This is a genomic window from Pelistega sp. MC2, assembly GCF_900099475.1.
In the GTDB taxonomy this organism is placed as follows: Bacteria; Pseudomonadota; Gammaproteobacteria; order Burkholderiales; family Burkholderiaceae_B; genus Taylorella; species Taylorella indica.
The window spans coordinates 598,931-616,868 of record NZ_LT628274.1 but is presented as its reverse complement, the minus strand read 5'-3'; the positions used below and the strand labels follow the sequence as shown (position 1 = coordinate 616,868).

17 protein-coding genes are annotated in these 17,938 nt (G+C 38.8%); 11 read left to right on the top strand and 6 right to left on the bottom strand.

What is annotated here, in order from left to right; all coding sequences use genetic code 11:
- Positions 1 to 3 precede the first annotated feature (3 nt).
- The 3 genes from BQ4443_RS04645 to BQ4443_RS04635 are packed head-to-tail and all read right to left on the bottom strand — an operon-like array spanning position 4 to position 2,498.
- Positions 4 to 1,179 (bottom strand): vWA domain-containing protein, encoded by a 1,176-nt coding sequence (locus BQ4443_RS04645; RefSeq protein WP_023951083.1) that lies wholly within the window; start codon positions 1,177 to 1,179, stop codon positions 4 to 6.
- Between the two features lie 16 nt (positions 1,180 to 1,195).
- Complete coding sequence (locus BQ4443_RS04640) at positions 1,196 to 2,047, bottom strand: AAA family ATPase (RefSeq protein ID WP_023951081.1); 852 nt, start codon at positions 2,045 to 2,047, stop codon at positions 1,196 to 1,198.
- A gap of 22 nt (positions 2,048 to 2,069) precedes the next feature.
- Entirely contained in the window at positions 2,070 to 2,498 is a 429-nt protein-coding gene (locus BQ4443_RS04635; RefSeq protein WP_023951079.1) for a DUF1841 family protein, read from the bottom strand.
- Positions 2,499 to 2,593: 95 nt separating this feature from the next.
- Here BQ4443_RS04635 and icd point away from each other — a divergent pair, with 95 nt between their 5' ends.
- The 3 genes from icd (at position 2,594) to BQ4443_RS04620 (ending at position 5,673) form a co-directional block, all read left to right on the top strand.
- The gene (icd, locus tag BQ4443_RS04630) at positions 2,594 to 3,859 is read left to right on the top strand and encodes an NADP-dependent isocitrate dehydrogenase (RefSeq protein WP_023951077.1); all 1,266 of its coding nucleotides are present in this window, start codon (positions 2,594 to 2,596) and stop codon (positions 3,857 to 3,859) included.
- A 9-nt stretch (positions 3,860 to 3,868) separates the two neighbouring features.
- A complete protein-coding gene (locus BQ4443_RS04625; protein WP_071058202.1) occupies positions 3,869 to 4,888 on the top strand; it encodes an oxygen-dependent tRNA uridine(34) hydroxylase TrhO in 1,020 nt (339 codons plus the stop codon).
- Between the two features lie 437 nt (positions 4,889 to 5,325).
- A complete protein-coding gene (locus BQ4443_RS04620) occupies positions 5,326 to 5,673 on the top strand; it encodes a carboxymuconolactone decarboxylase family protein (RefSeq protein ID WP_023951075.1) in 348 nt (115 codons plus the stop codon).
- Between the two features lie 157 nt (positions 5,674 to 5,830).
- Here the strand turns inward: BQ4443_RS04620 and BQ4443_RS04615 are convergent, their stop codons facing one another.
- From BQ4443_RS04615 to trxB, 3 genes are read right to left on the bottom strand one after another with little or no spacing between them, the layout of a single operon-like run.
- Complete coding sequence (locus tag BQ4443_RS04615; RefSeq protein WP_023951073.1) at positions 5,831 to 6,295, bottom strand: DUF441 domain-containing protein; 465 nt, start codon at positions 6,293 to 6,295, stop codon at positions 5,831 to 5,833.
- Positions 6,296 to 6,334: 39 nt separating this feature from the next.
- A complete protein-coding gene (locus tag BQ4443_RS04610; protein ID WP_023951071.1) occupies positions 6,335 to 7,027 on the bottom strand; it encodes a Smr/MutS family protein in 693 nt (230 codons plus the stop codon).
- Positions 7,014 to 7,976 (bottom strand): thioredoxin-disulfide reductase, encoded by a 963-nt coding sequence (gene trxB / locus BQ4443_RS04605; protein ID WP_023951069.1) that lies wholly within the window; start codon positions 7,974 to 7,976, stop codon positions 7,014 to 7,016. Before trxB ends, BQ4443_RS04610 begins: the two co-directional genes overlap by 14 nt.
- An 82-nt stretch (positions 7,977 to 8,058) precedes the next feature.
- On the opposite strand from trxB, the gene BQ4443_RS04600 reads away from it, so the two are divergent.
- The 8 genes from BQ4443_RS04600 (at position 8,059) to BQ4443_RS04560 (ending at position 17,931) form a co-directional block, all read left to right on the top strand.
- The gene (locus BQ4443_RS04600) at positions 8,059 to 10,428 is read left to right on the top strand and encodes a DNA translocase FtsK (RefSeq protein ID WP_023951067.1); all 2,370 of its coding nucleotides are present in this window, start codon (positions 8,059 to 8,061) and stop codon (positions 10,426 to 10,428) included.
- A 194-nt stretch (positions 10,429 to 10,622) separates the two neighbouring features.
- A complete protein-coding gene (gene lolA / locus BQ4443_RS04595; protein WP_071058201.1) occupies positions 10,623 to 11,360 on the top strand; it encodes an outer membrane lipoprotein periplasmic chaperone LolA in 738 nt (245 codons plus the stop codon).
- Between the two features lie 6 nt (positions 11,361 to 11,366).
- Positions 11,367 to 12,710 carry a replication-associated recombination protein A gene (locus tag BQ4443_RS04590; protein ID WP_023951063.1) on the top strand — a complete coding sequence of 448 codons (1,344 nt, stop codon included), beginning with the start codon at positions 11,367 to 11,369 and terminating at the stop codon, positions 12,708 to 12,710.
- A gap of 74 nt (positions 12,711 to 12,784) precedes the next feature.
- On the top strand, positions 12,785 to 13,819 hold the full coding sequence (locus tag BQ4443_RS04585; RefSeq protein WP_031274573.1) for a threonine aldolase family protein: 1,035 nt from the start codon (positions 12,785 to 12,787) through the stop codon (positions 13,817 to 13,819).
- A gap of 45 nt (positions 13,820 to 13,864) precedes the next feature.
- Entirely contained in the window at positions 13,865 to 15,202 is a 1,338-nt protein-coding gene (gene serS, locus BQ4443_RS04580; RefSeq protein WP_023951058.1) for a serine--tRNA ligase, read from the top strand.
- A 4-nt stretch (positions 15,203 to 15,206) separates the two neighbouring features.
- Positions 15,207 to 15,980, top strand: a complete 774-nt coding sequence (gene yaaA, locus BQ4443_RS04575; RefSeq protein WP_023951056.1) for a peroxide stress protein YaaA — start codon at positions 15,207 to 15,209, stop codon at positions 15,978 to 15,980.
- 415 nt (positions 15,981 to 16,395) lie between these two features.
- On the top strand, positions 16,396 to 16,647 hold the full coding sequence (locus BQ4443_RS04565; protein ID WP_071058199.1) for a hypothetical protein: 252 nt from the start codon (positions 16,396 to 16,398) through the stop codon (positions 16,645 to 16,647).
- A gap of 30 nt (positions 16,648 to 16,677) precedes the next feature.
- Positions 16,678 to 17,931: an MFS transporter gene (locus BQ4443_RS04560; protein WP_083331858.1), complete on the top strand. Its 1,254-nt coding sequence runs from the start codon at positions 16,678 to 16,680 to the stop codon at positions 17,929 to 17,931.
- The last annotated feature ends 7 nt before the right edge of the window (positions 17,932 to 17,938 follow it).

The following is a 17,938-nucleotide window of genomic DNA, read 5'->3' as shown; positions in this document are numbered from 1 at the left end:
AGACTATTTTGAAAGTATCTTCATAGCATTTTCAATACCTTCTACTGTGGTTGGATACATTCTATTGTGCATAATATCTTGGATGACTTGATTAGAGTGTCGATAGCGCCAGTAACGTTCTGGTTCAGGATTTAGCCAGACATAGTTGGGCCAGGCAGTAATCAATCTGTTCAGCCACGTTTCACCTGTTTCTTTGTTATAGTGTTCCACAGATCCACCGGACTGTAGAATTTCGTAAACACTCATGCTTGCATCACCAATAAAAATAACACGCCAATCAGCATTAAATTTATTGAGTACATCCCAAGTGGATATATAGTCCCGTTTATTCTGAGCATTATAACGCCATAGTTTTTCATACACACAGTTATGAAAATAATAGACTTCCAGATGCTGGAACTCGCTACTAGCCGCAGAAAATAATTCTTCAATAAGTTGAATATGGTCATCCATGCTACCACCGATATCGAGTAGGAGTAGTACTTTTATCGAATTATGACGTTCAGGAATCATCTTTATATCTAGATAACCAGCATTTTGTGCGGTACTTTTGATGGTATTATCCAAGTCAAACTCTAATGAGGAACTATCTCGTGCAAAGCGCCGTAAGCGTCTCAGAGCTAATTTGAAATTTCGAGTACCTATTTCTTGTTGATTATCATAAGCTTTAAATTGTCTTTCTTCCCAGACTTTAATTGCTGTCCGATGACCAGCAGATTCCCCTCCAATGCGATAACCTTCGGGATGGTAACCACTATTGCCAAAAGGAGAAGTACCACCAGTACCTATCCACTTATTACCACCAGCATGACGTTCTTTTTGTTCCTCTAGTCTTTGTTTAAAGAGCTCTAATAGTTTTTCCCAACCATGTTTTTCAATCGCGGCTTTTTCTTCATCAGTGAGTTGTTTTTGAAATTCTTTTATTAACCATTCTATCGGAATTTCTTTACGCTGCTGAGATATAGATGCTTCAATTTTTTGTGCAAATAAGGCAAATGCTTGGTCAAATTTATCAAATTGACTCTCATCTTTAATTAAGATCAGACGTGCAAGATAATAGAAATCCTCTAGAGTAGGAGACATAATTGGACGACGTAAAGCATCCAGTAATGTTAAAAACTCTTTAACAGAGACAGGAATTTGTAGTTGTCGAAGATGGAAAAAAAACGCTAGCAACATGATAAGAGTTACTATTTTACTGTGGAGAATTTATGTTAAATAAACGGTCAAGTAACAACATATCTTGTTCGTTTTTAATTAAAGCACCACTCATTATTGGTCTATGTGCTGGTTTACTTAAATCATTGGCAGAAAAAGCACTAGCCATTAATAGAGAAATCCAGTCCAAAAATTCGGAGGTAGATGGTTTTTTCTTTAATCCAGGGATGGCTCTTAATTGGAAAAACTGTTGGCTTGCTATAGCTAATAATTCCTGATCTATATGCGGGAAATGTGTTAGCACAATTGCTTTAAGTGTATCGGCATCAGGAAAGTTAATATAGTGGAAAAAGCAACGACGTAAAAAAGCATCAGGTAGCTCTTTTTCATTATTAGAGGTAATAATCACCAGAGGTCTATGTTTGGCTTGTACAAACTCTTGAGTTTCATATACTAAAAATTCCATTTGATCTAATTCTCTGAGTAAATCATTTGGAAACTCAATATCCGCTTTATCAATTTCATCAATCAAAACAACACAAGGCTCATCAGCAGTGAATGCTTGCCACAATACTCCTTTTTTAATGTAGTTAGCAATATGGTGTACTTTTGCATCACCTAATTGCGAATCACGTAAACGAGAAACCGCATCATATTCATATAGGCCTTGTTGTGCTTTAGTCGTTGATTTAATCGGCCATTGTAGTAGTGTGCGTTTCAGAGATTGAGCGACTTCTTGAGCAAGCATGGTTTTACCCGTACCAGGCTCTCCCTTAATTAATAAAGGTCTTTGCAATTGCAGTGCCGCATTAACAGCCAGTTTTAAGTCCTCAGTGGCAATATAGTGTTCAGTACCATCAAAACGTGGTGTGCTATGTGTTGGCTGCATAAAGTTTCCTTAATGGTATTAATTAATGTTTATTGATTCTTTTTTGAAGTAGCTCTAAATATAAATTGTTATTTAAGGGTGTCCCCAAACGTTGTGATTCCCAGATAACCTGTCCAAGACATTCCATAATTTCGTGCATAGCCTCATGAGGGTTAGATTTTTGAGCTAGTTGTTCAAAAATGTTTTTGATGCCAGGAGGGCTATTGATGGAAATTTGTTCCTCAATAGCTAGGTGCATGGACAAATGTAGAAAAGGATTTGTTTGACCTTTGCTAATTGAAAACTCTTGTTCTTTGGCTTCTGCTGAGGATAAAAGGCTATGATATTCGGGATGTTCTAGTATCCATTTTAGGGCAATCGATTCAATAGGCGCTAAAACGCTTTTATTTTGATGTTTTTGCCAAGTGGATAAAAAAAATTCTCGAACCTGGTCTCGGGTAGGATTAAACATAACAGAGTATCAGCCTTATAAGGAATAAGAGTAAAATAGTAGCAATTAGGTTATTATAATGGAATCCTTAATTTTATGATTTTATGGGGAATACTGTGTCATATCAACATATTCAAGTACCACTAAATGGACAAAAAATAACTGTTAATGATGACGATACTTTATCAGTACCGTCAAATCCGATTATTCCCTTTATTGAAGGCGATGGTGTGGGTGTAGATGTCACACCAGTGATGATTGATGTGGTCAACGCTGCTGTTGAGAGAGCTTATCATGGCGAACGACAAATTCACTGGATGGAAATCTATGCAGGCGACAAAGCAATTAAAGTCTATGGTGAAAATGACTACTTACCTCAGGAAACAGTAGATGTTATTAGAGATTATGCTGTCTCTATCAAAGGTCCTTTGAGTACACCAGTTGGTGGTGGTATACGCTCTTTGAATGTCGCTATTCGCCAATCATTGGATTTATATGTTTGTTTGCGTCCGGTGCGTTATTTGAAAGGTGTTCCTTCGCCATTACTTCATCCTCAAAAAACAGATATGGTTATTTTTAGAGAAAACTCAGAAGATATTTATGCTGGTATTGAGTTTCAAGCAGGCTCTGAACAAGCCGCTAAATTAATAGAGTTTCTCACTAAAGAGCTAGGGGTTAATAAGGTTAGATTCCCAGCGACTTCGGGTATTGGTATTAAACCCGTTTCGCAAGAGGGTACCGAGCGCTTAGTGCGTAAAGCCATTCAATATGCTATTGACTTTGATAAGCCAAATGTGACGTTAGTGCATAAAGGCAATATTATGAAATATACGGAAGGTAGTTTCCGTGATTGGGGATATGCGTTAGCACAAAGAGAGTTTGGGGCAGAGGTGATTGATAATGGTCCATGGTGCCGCCTCAAAAATCCAAATACTGGTCGTGAGATTATTATCAAAGACGTGATTGCTGATGCGTTTATGCAGCAAATTTTATTACGTCCTGTCGAGTTTTCAGTTATTGCGACATTAAATCTTAATGGTGACTATATTTCCGATGCTTTAGCGGCTCAAGTAGGGGGGATTGGTATTGCGCCTAGTGCAAACTTATCAGCCAAGGTGGCGCTATTTGAATCGACTCATGGTACAGCACCACGCTATGCAGGTAAGGATTATGTGAATCCAAGCTCGTTAATTTTGGCGGCTGAAATGATGTTACGTCATATTGGTTGGATAGAGGCGGCAGATTTAATTATTAAATCAATGGAAAAAGCTATTCAGTCTAAAAAAGTAACTTATGACTTTGCTCGATTGATGGAAGGGGCGGCTCAAGTGAGTTGTTCTGGGTTTGGGCAGGTCATTATTAACCACATGAAAAATGATTGAGAATAAATAATGTCTGACTTTAGTATTGCTGCCTTATATAAATTTGTTGATTTGCCCGATTTTGAACAATTACAAGAACCGATTCAAAAAGTGGCAGATGATAATGATATTAAGGGTATTTTATTATTAGCTCGAGAGGGTATTAACGGTACCATAGCGGGATCAGCGCAAGGTATTGCTAATATGTTAGCGTACTTGCGTAGTGATCCTCGTTTGGCTGACTTAGTGCACAAAGAATCATACTCTGATGATAAAGCACCTTTCCATCGCTTACGTGTCAGGTTAAAGAAAGAAATTGTCACCATGGGACAACCTAATGTTAACGCATTAAATGCAGGTATTTATGTTAAACCAGAAGACTGGAATGCGTTGATTTCTGATCCTGATGTTGTCGTTGTGGATACGAGGAATGATTATGAGGTTGGTATTGGTACTTTTAAAGGTGCTATCAATCCTCATACGACTAGTTTTAGGCAGTTTCCTGATTGGGTTCAAGAAGAGGCAAAAGAGGGCGGTGTACTAGATAAGAAAAAAACTAAAAAAGTAGCGATGTTCTGTACTGGTGGTATTCGTTGCGAAAAATCTACGGCTTATATGAAATCACAAGGGTTTGATGAAGTCTATCATTTAGAAGGAGGCATTCTAAAGTATTTAGAGACTGTTCCCGCTGAAAAAAGTCTTTGGGAGGGGCAGTGCTTTGTTTTCGATGATCGTGTATCTGTAGGTCACCAATTAGTGCCGGGTGAATATATTCAGTGCCGAGCATGCCGTCATCCGTTAAGCAAAGAAGATACAGCATCACCTTATTATGTACGTGGAGAAAGCTGTCCTTATTGCTATGACAAAATTAGTCCTGAACAGAAATCACGGTTTCGTGAGCGTCAAAAGCAAGTGGATTTAGCTAGATCTCGATCAGAATCTCATTTGGGCGCTAATATGCTAGAACAAATGGCTAAACGCAGGGCAGAAAAAGCACGTCAAAAAGAAATGGCTCGTCAGCGTAACCAGCAGACGAACAATGATAAGTAATTTCATATAAGTATTAACCCAAATAGGGAAAAACCTAGATGAAAATGTTGCTGTAAACTTGCATAATGAACACATGCAGGGGAGGAGACAAACTCTGCATTTAAGGAGAGTGGTACAAATAGTTCATCAGTAGTTATTTGTGCTGTGCAGTAGAGATGGCGACTAGTGTATGAGATTAATCATCAACTATCGTTCAAGCTAATAAATATAAACAAATTAAACAACGACAAAAAATGAACCCCATAGATTTTTATTTATGGGGTTCATTTTTTATTTATTTCATTCCTTATTATTTATTATTCAAGCATATTTAAAAATTATAACATTTAAAATATTAAATATGATGTAGTGTAAATAATCTGTCTTGAATCACGAAGTTATCACGTATTTACCAAGAAAGATTATCTATTAACTATATTATTATTTAGGAGCGAATAATGAGTAAATCTTATTTAGAAATTACCCAACGAGTGTCAAGCAATATGGGTAAATTACGCAAAGAAGTCCCTAGTGTCTTAAAGTCATTTAGTGACATGGCTGCTGCTTCTTTAGTAGATGGTGCGTTAAGCAAAAAAGAGAAAGAGTTTTTAGCTTTAGCTATTGCAGTGACTCAACGTTGTGATCCGTGCATTGGTTTTCACACTAAGGCATTAGCTAACTTAGGGGCAACGAGAGAGGAAGTAGCAGAGGCATTAGGTGTATGCGTGTATATGGGCGGTGGGCCTGCACTAATGTATGCAGCTGATGCTATGCAGGCTTTTGAAGAATTTACAAAGGCTGATTAATAACTCTGTATGGTTAGGCTTGACCTTGCTGAGTATGGAGGGTAATAAAGTAGCACTAGAGGCACAGGCTTTCTGTTTGTATGATAAAGTGATTTATTAAGTGATGATGAGGAAAGCCTGTCTGATAATATTAAATAATCGGAGGTAAATAGCTTACTTAATGCTCAACTACATTTAAGAGTAGAGCCAGTACTCCGGCAGCAATCAAAGGACCAACGGGAATTCCTTTAAAGAATGTTACGCCAATAACGGTGCCAATAATAAGTCCTGTAATAAGAGTAGGCTGTAATGTCATGAGACTTACCCCTTTGCCTCCTAACCAAGCAACGAAAATACCAACTACTATGGCTAGAATAAGCTTCCAATTAGTCACTAGTTCTAGTATGGGAGGGAGTTGTACTTTCCCTGATACGAGAGGACTTAGTACGCCTATGGTTAAAATAATAATGCCAATGCTTAAGCCATTGCGTGCAATCCAAGGAACATAGACCGATAGTGCGGTTTGTTGCATAATTAACAATACACAAGCAGAAATAGTGATGGCATTGTTATGGCTAATAACACCAAGAGCGATTAAGACGAGTAATAAGCCAGCTACTGAATCAAAATGAAAGTTAAACATATATTAGAACTACATAAATAAGGTTTCAAAAAAGAGGAATCAATTTTTACATAAAATTAATAATGCACCATCTCCTCCTAAGTTGTCAGGAGCGGTAACAAAAGCAGCTACTTTATCTAAGTCTTTTAACCATGAAATAACGCGTGGTTTTAGAACTGTTTCCCCTTCTTTTGAACCATAGCCTTTACCATGAATAATCATAAAACATTTAACATTGTGTTCAAAACAAGTATGCACAAAGCTATCAAAACGCTGTGTAGCTTGCTCTAGGTTAGAACCATGTAGATCTAGGGTTGCTTCAATCGGCCATACAAGTTGCTTTAGTTTTTTAATGACATCTTTCCCCATACCTGTAGAGAGAAAGTAGTGGCTATCATCATTTAGCATAGCGTGTTGTTTAGGTATAGGTGTTGTGGTGGCGGTTCTTGTTCTCTTAGGCAATATTGGTGTAGAGTTACCTTCGGCTTGTTCACGTTTGGCTCGATAATAGTCAGTATTTTTAAGGACACCGGCTTTACGATCAACACGATTGGTATTAGTCAGTGGAGTAACCCCTTTTACTGTTTGGTGAAACAGTTTGATATCCTCAGGACTCAGAGGAGGGGCTTTTCCCTCCTGAAGAGCTAATTGCTTTTGTTGCTCATGTTGTTGCTTTTGGTGCAATACCTGTTCTTTGGTAAATTGTTTTTGCAGTTTCTTAAGTGACTGCAAATCTCCTTTAATTGCTTTCATTTTCTTCTAACCAACGTTGAGCATCCAGTGCCGCCATACATCCAGTACCTGCGCTAGTAATAGCTTGGCGGTAAATAGTATCTTGTACATCGCCAGCGGCAAATACGCCAGGTACTGATGTCATTGTTGCTAAACCATCATGACCTGACTTAGTCAGAATATAGCCGTCTTTCATTGCCAATTGACCTTCGAAAATACTGGTATTGGGTGAGTGTCCAATGGCAATAAAGGCACCTGTTACAGGAATAGTTTCTAGTTCGCCAGTATCGGTATGTTTAATGCGAACAGCAGTTACTCCAGAGGAATCGCCTAAAATTTCATCAACAACGGCATTAAGACGTAACTCCATTGTATTGGTCTTAACTTTTTCCATCATTTTGTCAATCATGATAGGTTCGGCACGGAATTTATCACGACGATGAATGACATAGACTTTGCGTACGATATTTGAAAGATATAGTGCTTCTTCAACAGCTGTATTACCACCACCAACGACAACGACATCTTGATTACGATAAAAAAAGCCATCGCAAGTAGCGCAGGCGGAGACGCCTTTACCCATAAAGGCCTCTTCACTTGGCAAACCTAAATAGCGTGCAGAAGCACCTGTAGCAATAATCAGGCTATCACAGGTATAGGTATTACCCATATCAGAAGATAAGGTAAAGGGACGTTTGGATAAATCAATGTTTGTAATATGATCAAAAACAACGTTTGTATCAAAACGTTGAACATGTTTTAAAAAACGTTCCATTAGTTCTGGGCCTTGAACACCGTCAACATCAGCAGGCCAGTTATCAATTTCAGTGGTTGTCATCAATTGACCGCCTTGTGCTAAACCTGTAATTAGCATAGGTTTTAAATTGGCACGAGCAGCATAGAGTGCAGCCGTATAACCAGCAGGTCCTGATCCTAAAACGATTACTTTAGCATGTTGAGTAGTAGACATGGAATATTCACTCCTGAGAATGTTTTACATTCTTTGATAGTTGTTTAGTTATAATATAAAAAAGTAATTATAAATGAGTTTTATGGCACGTACTAAAAATACTTCTGAAAAACGTTACCCTCGTGGTGTAAGAAACGAACCCGAACAATCTCCAAAACCAAATCGTATCATCTCCATGATTGTGGAGGCGAAAGGGTTGATTTACCTTGCTATTACGGCAGCTTTAGCTGTATTGTTATTCTCTTGGGATATTAATGATCCAGGATGGGTAAGTACTACATCTAGTCCTAATCCAGAGGTTAAAAATCTGATGGGTAAATTAGGGGCGGTGACGGCTAATATTCTGTACTATGCAGCAGGGGCTTCTATTTGGTGGTTAGTCATTCTGGCTGCTCAGAGAACTTATGTCGCGTTTAAAAGTGTGATTAAGACTATTGTGATTGATCCTGAACAGGCAATTCCTGGTATTCGTTGGAATGTTTGGATTGGTTTTATCCTCGTGCTTCTTGGTTCAATGGGTATTGAGGCTAGTCAAGCACGTTTCTTTGAAATGGGGTTTCCTGGCGGTCCAGGCGGTATTCTTGGGCAAATGTTTGCCAGTTCGTTACAAACTTATATTGGCGTGGGACCTGCGGCAATCGTTCTCTTAGTGATGTTCTTATTAGGCTTAAGTTTATTTTTTAATTTCTCGTGGTTATCGTTAGCTGAGAAAATTGGTATGTTTATTCAAGGGGTAATCAATCGATTCGCTAACAAACGTGATGAGGAAGAAGATCGCAAGATTGGTGAGCAAGCAGCAGAAGTGCGAGCGACAAGTGTGGAGTCGCATAAAGTTGAGTTACCAGTCCATAATGAGCCAATACGTATTGAGCCTGCTATTAAACAAGTCAAACCTGCGACTCAAGTAACACAGCAAATTAAACAGCCTCAATTATTTACCGAACCAAAAGAAGCCGGACGCTCTGAGCTACCTTCTATTGAATTATTGGATCCACCGTCAGAAATGATTGAAACGGTATCGCCCGAAACTATTGAGTTTAATTCACGATTAATTGAGTTGAAGCTTAAAGATTTCAATGTAGAAGTAAAAGTAGTGGCCGCTCAAGCTGGTCCAGTTATTACACGCTATGAAATAGAGCCAGCGACAGGTGTTAGAGGGACAACAATTGTCAACCTCAGTAAAGACTTGGCTCGTGCACTAAGCTTAGTGCGTTTACGTGTAGTGGAAACCATTCCTGGTAAAAATCTTATGGGCATTGAGTTACCAAATCCGCGAAGACAGATGGTAAATCTATCAGAGATTATTGGCTCGGAGGTATATCACAATAGTAGTTCCTTATTAACTATGGTGCTTGGTAAGGATATTGCGGGTAATCCAGTCGTTGCAGATTTAGCGAAAATGCCTCACTTATTGGTAGCAGGGACAACAGGGTCTGGTAAATCAGTTGGTATTAATGCCATGATTTTATCGATTTTGTATAAAGCAGATCCAAATGAAGTGAAGTTAATTCTGATTGACCCTAAGATGTTGGAAATGAGTGTTTACGAAGGTATTCGCCATTTATTAGCGCCTGTGGTTACCGATATGCGACAAGCGGCTAATGCACTCAATTGGTGTGTAGCAGAGATGGAACGTCGCTATAAGCTTATGAGTAAGATGGGTGTACGCAATGTTGCCTCTTACAATAATAAAATTCGTGATGCGGAGAAAAAAGGGGAAAAAATTTACAACCCATTTTCATTGACACCAGAGGATCCAGAACCATTAAGCACTTTCCCATTAATTGTTGTCATCATTGATGAGTTAGCCGACTTAATGATGGCAATGGATAAAAAGAAAATTGAAGAATTAATTGCACGTTTGGCTCAAAAGGCTCGTGCAGCAGGTATTCATTTAATCCTAGCTACTCAGCGTCCAAGTGTCGATGTAATTACTGGGTTAATTAAAGCAAACGTTCCAACACGTATTTCTTTCCAAGTGTCGACTAAGATTGACTCACGGACTATTCTTGATCAGATGGGGGCAGAGTCCTTATTAGGTCAGGGTGATATGCTATATATGCCACCTGGATCAGGTGTGCCATTACGTGTGCATGGTGCTTTTGTGGATGATGATGAAGTTCATAGAGTTGTTGAGTTCTTAAAAACTCAAGGTGAGCCAGAATATGTTGAGGGCATTTTAGAAGGTGTGAGTTCTTCTGATAGTCTAGATGGTGTAGGTGGTGTCTTTGGCGGTGATGGTGAGAAAGATGAGCTTTATGACCAAGCGGTAGAAATTGTATTACGTACTCGTAAAGCATCTATTTCTTCTGTACAACGACACTTACGGATTGGTTATAACCGTGCGGCACGTTTATTGGAGCAAATGGAGGCTTCTGGTTTGGTTTCGCCTATGCAATCAAATAATAATCGTGAAATTTTAGTGCCTGCATCACAAAATGCTGAGGATTAACTTACTTTTATGTGAAATTACAAAGGAAATAATATATTAGGATTTAGTATCAAACCTGCGCGCCGAAAGTACGCTATTTTTAATAGTCTGAAATCATTTCATGATTGAAATAGCTTTTTGTTTTGACCTATAGGCAAAGGGTTAAAAATCAGTTAAAAAATAATTTTGACAGCTCCTTTAAGGAAATTGTTTACATGAAAAAAACAACTTTTATTCTTTCTGTTAGTGCAGCAGTGTTAAGCTCCAGTTTAGTATTTGCTCAAGAAGGAAAAATTAACGTTAATCCAGACTTATTGGCACCTAACTCTAGTTTACAAGTAGACTTAAGCAATGTAAGTTTTAATGAGATTCCAAAAGTAGAAAATAAAGTTAAAACAGATGCTCGTCAGCAATTGAATGACTTCGTTAAGAATATTAAATCGGCAACTGGGCAGTTTGCTCAAGCTACTGTCGGTGGCAAAAAAGCTAAGCCAGCAGAGTCTGGTGATTTTTCGTTTCAACGACCAGGTAAATTTGTATGGAATGTGACTAAACCATTGGCACAATCCATTATTTCAGACGGTCAAACAGTTTATCAATATGACCCAGATTTGATGCAAGTAACAGAGCGTTCGGCTAAAAATGCAGTAGGGGCGTCACCTGCATCAGTATTATTTGGTACAGGCAGCTTAGAGCAAAACTTTACGGTTAAAGTTTTACCTGCAAAAGATGGCGTTGAGTGGTTGCGTGCAACACCGAAGGTCTCTGATGCGGGAATGAAATACATGGATATTGCTTTTGCCAATAATTTGCCAGCTGAGTTAAAAATAGTGGATTCTTTTGGTCAAACAACAACGATCAAGCTACGCAATTTTAAAGCTAATGTTGCTATTCCTGCATCAAGCTTCAAATTTAATGCACCTAAGGGTGTTGACCGTGTTCGCTTAAATTAAATTCCTATGCAACAACAGGACGTAGATTTATTTTCGCAGAAATTGTTAAATGTTCCTTTAGCGGAGCAGCTGCGTCCTAAACATATTTCTGACGTTGTTGGTCAGACACATTTATTAGCAGAAGGTAAACCTCTACAAATTGCTTTCCAATCCGGGCGTCCTCATTCTATGATTTTTTGGGGACCACCCGGCGTGGGTAAAACTACGTTGGCTCGATTAATGGCAAATGGTTTTGATGCCCAGTTTATCGCTATATCTGCTGTTTTAGGTGGTGTTAAAGATATTCGTGAGGCTGTTCAAACAGCACAAATTGCTCAGTCACAGGGGCGAAAAACTATTTTATTTGTTGATGAAGTTCATCGATTTAATAAGTCACAACAAGATGCTTTTTTACCCTATGTAGAAAGTGGTTTATTTACTTTTATTGGTGCAACAACAGAAAACCCTTCGTTTGAGGTTAATTCAGCCTTATTGTCACGGGCTAGAGTCTATGTCTTAGAAGCCTTAAAACCAGAAGAGCTCAATATACTGATTGATAGAGCCTTAAATGTTGTGAATCAAACGCATCCCGAAACGCCTTTTATCATTGATGAAAAGGCAAGAGAATATTTGTGTTATTGGGCGGATGGTGATGGACGACGACTGATTAATGCGACAGAAGTGATTTTAGAATCTGCTCTCAATATGGGAGAATTTACCATCACTTCAGAATGGTTGGAAAAGTTTTTGCCTCAAAGTTTACGTCGCTTCGATAAGGGTGGCGATGCTTTTTATGATCAAATTAGTGCCTTACACAAGTCTGTGCGTGGTTCGAATCCTGATGCAGCATTATATTGGCTGACACGGATGCTAGATGGAGGGGCTGATCCTAAATATTTGTCTAGGCGTATTATTCGTATGGCATGGGAAGATATTGGATTAGCCGATCCTAGGGCGATGCAGATTGCTAATGATGCAGCAGCAACTTATGAGCGATTAGGGAGTCCAGAAGGGGAGTTAGCATTGGCTCAAGCAGTTATTTACTTGGCTATTGCGGCTAAGAGTAATGCTGGGTATATGGCTTATAATCAGGCAAAAGCCTTTGTGCAAAATGATAAATCACGTTCAGTGCCTATCCATTTGCGAAATGCCCCTACTAAATTAATGAAAGAATTAGGGCATGGTAAATCGTATCGTTATGCTCATGATGAACCTAATGCCTATGCTGCGGGAGAAACTTATTTGCCTGAAGGTATGGATAATCCTCATTGGTATAGACCTGTCCCACGTGGTTTAGAGATTAAAATAGCTGAAAAATTAGCCTTGTTAGAACAATGGGATCAAGAAGCTCGTAAAAATAATAAATCCTAAAATCTTTTTTATTGTTTGTTCACTATTTAGCTCGGTTACAATAATACCGTTAATATTTTTAGATAGGTTGTATGATGCAAGCACAGCAGTTTGCAAGTGATAATTATGCGGGTATTTGTCCAGAAGCATGGCAAGCAATGCAGGCTGCCAATGGGGGATCCGCCATCGCCTACGGTGATGATGAATGGACAGAAAAAGCATCTGATGGTTTTCGTCAATTATTTCAAACAGATGCAGAGGTATTTTTTGTTTTTAATGGGACAGCAGCTAACTCACTTGCCTTAGCTGCTTTATGCCAATCGTACCATAGTGTTATTTGTAGCTCTTTTGCTCATGTTGAAACAGATGAGTGTGGGGCGCCTGAATTTTTTTCTAATGGGTCTAAATTATTAGTAGCGCCCACGACTGATGGTAAATTAACCCCTGAAGTGATTCGTCAGTTGGCACTGAGTCGTACGGATATTCATTTTCCAAAACCAAGAGTAGTAACGATTACTCAGCCAACAGAAACAGGTCTGGTCTATACCGTTGAAGAAATTAAGGCCATTTCTGCTGTATGTAAAGAATTAAATTTACGCCTACATATGGATGGGTCAAGGTTTGCTCATGCATGTGAGTTTTTAGGTTGTGAGCCTGCTGATATTAGTTGGAAAGCAGGTGTTGATGTACTTTGCTTTGGTGGTACGAAAAATGGCATGGCTGTAGGTGAGGCGGTGTTATTTTTTAACAAAGAGTTAGCCGAAGATTTTGATTATCGTTGTAAACAAGCAGGTCAGTTAGCCTCAAAAATGCGTTTCTTAGCAGCACCTTGGGTTGGTATGTTGGAAACGGGGGCATGGTTGAAGAATGCACAACGTGCAAATCAATCGGCTCGTTATTTGGCTGAAAATATTAAAAATTGTCCCGGTATACAATTGATGTTTCCCGTTCAAGCGAATGGTGTATTTGTAAGTGCTAGTGAACAAGTACTCGAAAAATTACGAACCAAAGGTTGGCGTTTTTATACCTTTATTGGTGGAGGGGCTCGCTTTATGTTTGCTTGGGATGCTCAACAAGAACGAATTGACCAACTTATCGCGGATATTAAATCAGCGAGTCAAGAAGTATAATAATCGTTATACAGTTTAACTTTAAATTAATGTGGATATAGAAAAATGTTAGATCCTGTTTTATTGCGTAAAGATATTCAGTTTGTCATTGCTCAATTAGCCCGTCGAGGTTTGTCTTTTGATGTAGAGCGTTTTAATCAATTAGAAGCTTCGCGCAAAGAAGTACAAGTTGAAACAGAAAATTTACAAGCTAGTCGCAATGCATTGGCTAAAGAAATTGGTAAATTGAAATCGCAAGGTCAGGATGCTAGCGAAATCATGGCTAAGGCGGCTGCCATACCAGATCAATTAAAACAATTAGAAGAAAAATTATCGAGTATTAAAAATGAGTTAGATGCTTGGTTGATGACAATTCCTAACTTGCCACATGAATCTGTGCCTATGGGTAAAGATAGTGATGAAAATGTGGAGCAACGTCGTTGGTTCCCTGATGGGGGGTATCAGTCTAATCGAGAGCCAGAAGCTTTTGCGTTTGAGGTTCAAGATCATGTTTCATTAGGTGAAAAGCTAGGTTTGGAGTTTGATACGGCGGTAAAACTGTCTGGTTCTCGTTTTGCGTTTATGCGTGGTGCAGTTGCTCGACTCCATAGAGCATTAGCACAATTTATGCTGGATACGCATACTTCTTTACATGGTTATACAGAATGCTATACGCCATATATTGTTAATGCTAGTACCCTGTTTGGTACAGGTCAATTGCCTAAATTTAAAGAAGATATGTTCTGGGTAACTAAGGGTGGGGACGATGTCGATGAAAATGGTCAAGTTGTTCCGAAAGAGGAGCTTTATCTCATTTCAACCTCTGAAATTACACTAACAAGTACGGTTAAAGATAGTATTGTTGCTAGTACTGATTTGCCTATTCGTTTGACAGCGCATAGCCCTTGCTTCCGTTCTGAAGCGGGAAGTGGTGGACGTGATACCAGAGGAATGATTCGTCAGCATCAGTTTGATAAAGTAGAAATGGTACAAATTGTTAAGCCAGAAACATCTTACGAAACGTTAGAGCAAATGACTGGACATGCAGAAAAAATTCTACAATTATTAAAACTACCTTATCGAGTTGTGCTGTTGTGTACTGGTGATATGGGCTTTGGCTCTAGCAAAACCTATGATTTAGAAGTATGGATTCCTTCACAAAATACATGGCGTGAGATTTCATCAGTATCTAACTGTGAAGCTTTCCAAGCCAGACGTATGGGGGCTCGTTATAAAAATGAGCAGGGTAAAAATGAGTATCTACATACTCTTAATGGTTCAGGATTGGCAGTTGGACGTGCATTAGTAGCAGTGATGGAAAACTACCAACAAGCAGATGGCAGTATTGTTGTGCCAGAAGTATTAAGACCATATATGGGTGGCGTAGAAGTATTAAAGGCGTAAGAGTATGCTATTCCTATTATCTCCAGCAAAGAAACTTGATTATGATACGCCATTAAGCGTAGAGAAACACACACAGCCTTTATTTGTTAAACAAGCTCAAGAACTGATCACGGTTTTGCGTAAAAAATCAGTGCAGGATATTGCTGAGTTAATGTCTCTTAGTCAAGCATTATCAGAATTAAATGTAACTCGCTATGCAGAGTGGAAACCAACATTTTCGTTGGAAAACTCTCGTCAAGCAATCTTAGCGTTTAATGGAGATGTATATGAAGGTTTAAATGCTACGACATTAACGGCTAAACAATTAGAGTGGGCACAGGATCATATGGCAATTTTGAGTGGTCTTTATGGCGTATTGCGTCCATTAGATTTGATGCAGGCGTATCGCCTTGAAATGGGAACTCGTCTGGAAACCCCCAAAGGAAAAAATCTTTATGAGTTTTGGGGGAATCAAATTGCTAATTATCTGAATGAAAGATTATCAGCAGAAAAAGAGCCTATTATTATTAATTTAGCGTCTGAAGAATATTTCAAATCGGTAGACTTAAAAGCACTCAAGGCGAGAGTTGTACAATGCGTATTCCAAGAGTATAAAAATGGTACTTATAAGGTTGTGAGCTTCAATGCTAAACGTGCTAGAGGTTTAATGACTCGTTATGCCATTGAGCATCAGGCGAAAAAACCTAGTGACTTATTGGCTTTTGATGTGGAGGACTATGCTTATGATAAGTCCGTTTCGTCAGAGGATAAGTTAGTTTTTCGCCGCCGATTGGATTAAGCAGCCGATCATTATTCAGTAATTAAACGTTCAAGATACTTGTTTTTCAAACAAGTATCTTTTTTTACATTTAATCCTTTCTCTGGGGATTTTGACATGCCGCCTTTCGTTTTGGTGAGTAGATATAAACGGCTGATAATAACGAGCGAAAGCCTGCACGCCGAAATGGCCAAGATACTTGTTTTTCAAACAAGTATCTTTTTTATATTTAATCCTTTCTCTGGGGATTTTGACGTGCCGCCTTTCGCTTTGGTGGGTGGGCATGAACGGGGTTGATGATAAAAGGCGAAAGCCTGCACGCCGAAATGGTCAAGATACTTGTTTTTCAAACAAGTATCTTTTTTACATTTAATCCTTTCTCTGGGGATTTTGACGTGCCGTCTTTCGCTTTGGTGGGTGGACATGAACGGGGTTGATGATAAAAGGCGAAAGCCTGCACGCCGAAATGGTCAAGATACTTGTTTTTCAAACAAGTATCTTTTTTACATTTAATCCTTTCTCTGGGGATTTTGACGTGCCGTCTTTCGCTTTGGTGGGTGGGCATGAGCGGCTGATGATAAAGGGCGAAAGCCTGCACGCCGAAATGGTCAAGATACTTGTTTTTCAAACAAGTATCTTTTTTATTGGTAAAACAACTTATTATCATATTGGGGAAATTATGTTTTAATGCATTACTAAAATGTCATTTTGAGCCTTTATGTTAGGTTCTATTGAGAGTAAAAATATGAAAAATGCTGGAGTGAGAATTTTTGTTTTATTTGCAAGTGCTTATTTTATCTCTAATTTAGTGAGAGGGATGAATGTAGCGTTTGCTCCTTTTTTAATTAAAGAACTACAGTTAAATGCGACCAATCTAGGATTGTTAACAAGTATTTTCTTTATTGCATTTGCCCTTTTTCAACTTCCTGCGGGGATTGCATTAGACAAATGGGGAGCCAAAAAAACGCATGCTGTGTTATTAATGATCTGTGCTCTGGGAGGAATAATTTATGCTTTCTCTAGTAGTTTCAGTGGTTTGTTAATTGGACGTATCCTTATTGGCATTGGTATTTCTGTAGGATTGGCGGGTAGTATTTTAATTTTTACTCAGAGTTTTCCTATTAGTCGTTTGCCGTTGTTAACAGGATTAGTCGTCGCTATCGGTGGTCTAGGTGGGGTGGTTGTAGGCAAGCCACTTAGTTTTGCCTTAGAGCATCTTCATTGGTCGACTATCACTGTCATCATCTCTGTGATTACATTTTTAATTGGTATGTGTATTTGGTTGTTTGTCCCTAATACACATGTCACACATAATTTGAGTTTCAAATCTCAGTATGAAGGGACTATCAAAATTTTTAAAACTAAAACATTCTGGCGCTGGGTTTCTCTGCCTGCCGCTACGGGTGGTATGTTTTATGCAGCGCATACCTTATGGGTGCGTCCATTTATGTCTGATGTTTTAGGTTATAGCCCGAGCGAAATTGCGAACTATGTCTCTCTTATTGGTATTGCTATGGTATTGGGGACTACATCGACGGGATTATGCGCTCGAGTGGTAGAAAAGATAGGTATCAACTTGCATTATTTCAGTGGTATTGGTTTGATGACTTTTGTATTGATTGAGTTTCTATTGATATTGCAAGTGCCAGTTCCGCCTTTTATCGTTTGGTTTATGTTTGGTTTTGCAGGCTCTAGTTGGACAGTTAATTTTGCAAGTAGTGCGGAGATTTTTCCCAAACATATTCTAGGTCGTGTAACGACTTCCTATAATGTGATCTTTTTCTCTAGTATTTTTGTCACACAATTAGTGATAGGGTATATCCTTGACTTGTGGGAGCAGTTGCCTGACGGTCATTATCCAGTCGTCGCTCATTTGACGGCATGGACATTGTTTTTAGTTATACAGGCGATTGCCGCTATCTTTTTCTTATGGCCTAAACCGTTAACAGTAGATCCAAAACAGTTTGATTAAGACAGCT

Coding starts and splice junctions, on each gene's coding strand:
- BQ4443_RS04600 (WP_023951067.1), top strand. CDS start 8,059: ATGGCACGTACTAAAAATACTTCTGAAAAACGTTACCCTCGTGGTGTA.
- trxB (WP_023951069.1), bottom strand. CDS start 7,976: ATGTCTACTACTCAACATGCTAAAGTAATCGTTTTAGGATCAGGACCT.
- BQ4443_RS04620 (WP_023951075.1), top strand. CDS start 5,326: ATGAGTAAATCTTATTTAGAAATTACCCAACGAGTGTCAAGCAATATG.
- BQ4443_RS04590 (WP_023951063.1), top strand. CDS start 11,367: ATGCAACAACAGGACGTAGATTTATTTTCGCAGAAATTGTTAAATGTT.
- BQ4443_RS04610 (WP_023951071.1), bottom strand. CDS start 7,027: ATGAAAGCAATTAAAGGAGATTTGCAGTCACTTAAGAAACTGCAAAAA.
- BQ4443_RS04645 (WP_023951083.1), bottom strand. CDS start 1,179: ATGTTGCTAGCGTTTTTTTTCCATCTTCGACAACTACAAATTCCTGTC.
- serS (WP_023951058.1), top strand. CDS start 13,865: ATGTTAGATCCTGTTTTATTGCGTAAAGATATTCAGTTTGTCATTGCT.
- BQ4443_RS04560 (WP_083331858.1), top strand. CDS start 16,678: ATGTTAGGTTCTATTGAGAGTAAAAATATGAAAAATGCTGGAGTGAGA.
- BQ4443_RS04625 (WP_071058202.1), top strand. CDS start 3,869: ATGTCTGACTTTAGTATTGCTGCCTTATATAAATTTGTTGATTTGCCC.
- BQ4443_RS04585 (WP_031274573.1), top strand. CDS start 12,785: ATGCAAGCACAGCAGTTTGCAAGTGATAATTATGCGGGTATTTGTCCA.
- BQ4443_RS04615 (WP_023951073.1), bottom strand. CDS start 6,295: ATGTTTAACTTTCATTTTGATTCAGTAGCTGGCTTATTACTCGTCTTA.
- lolA (WP_071058201.1), top strand. CDS start 10,623: ATGAAAAAAACAACTTTTATTCTTTCTGTTAGTGCAGCAGTGTTAAGC.
- BQ4443_RS04565 (WP_071058199.1), top strand. CDS start 16,396: ATGATAAAAGGCGAAAGCCTGCACGCCGAAATGGTCAAGATACTTGTT.
- BQ4443_RS04640 (WP_023951081.1), bottom strand. CDS start 2,047: ATGCAGCCAACACATAGCACACCACGTTTTGATGGTACTGAACACTAT.
- BQ4443_RS04635 (WP_023951079.1), bottom strand. CDS start 2,498: ATGTTTAATCCTACCCGAGACCAGGTTCGAGAATTTTTTTTATCCACT.
- yaaA (WP_023951056.1), top strand. CDS start 15,207: ATGCTATTCCTATTATCTCCAGCAAAGAAACTTGATTATGATACGCCA.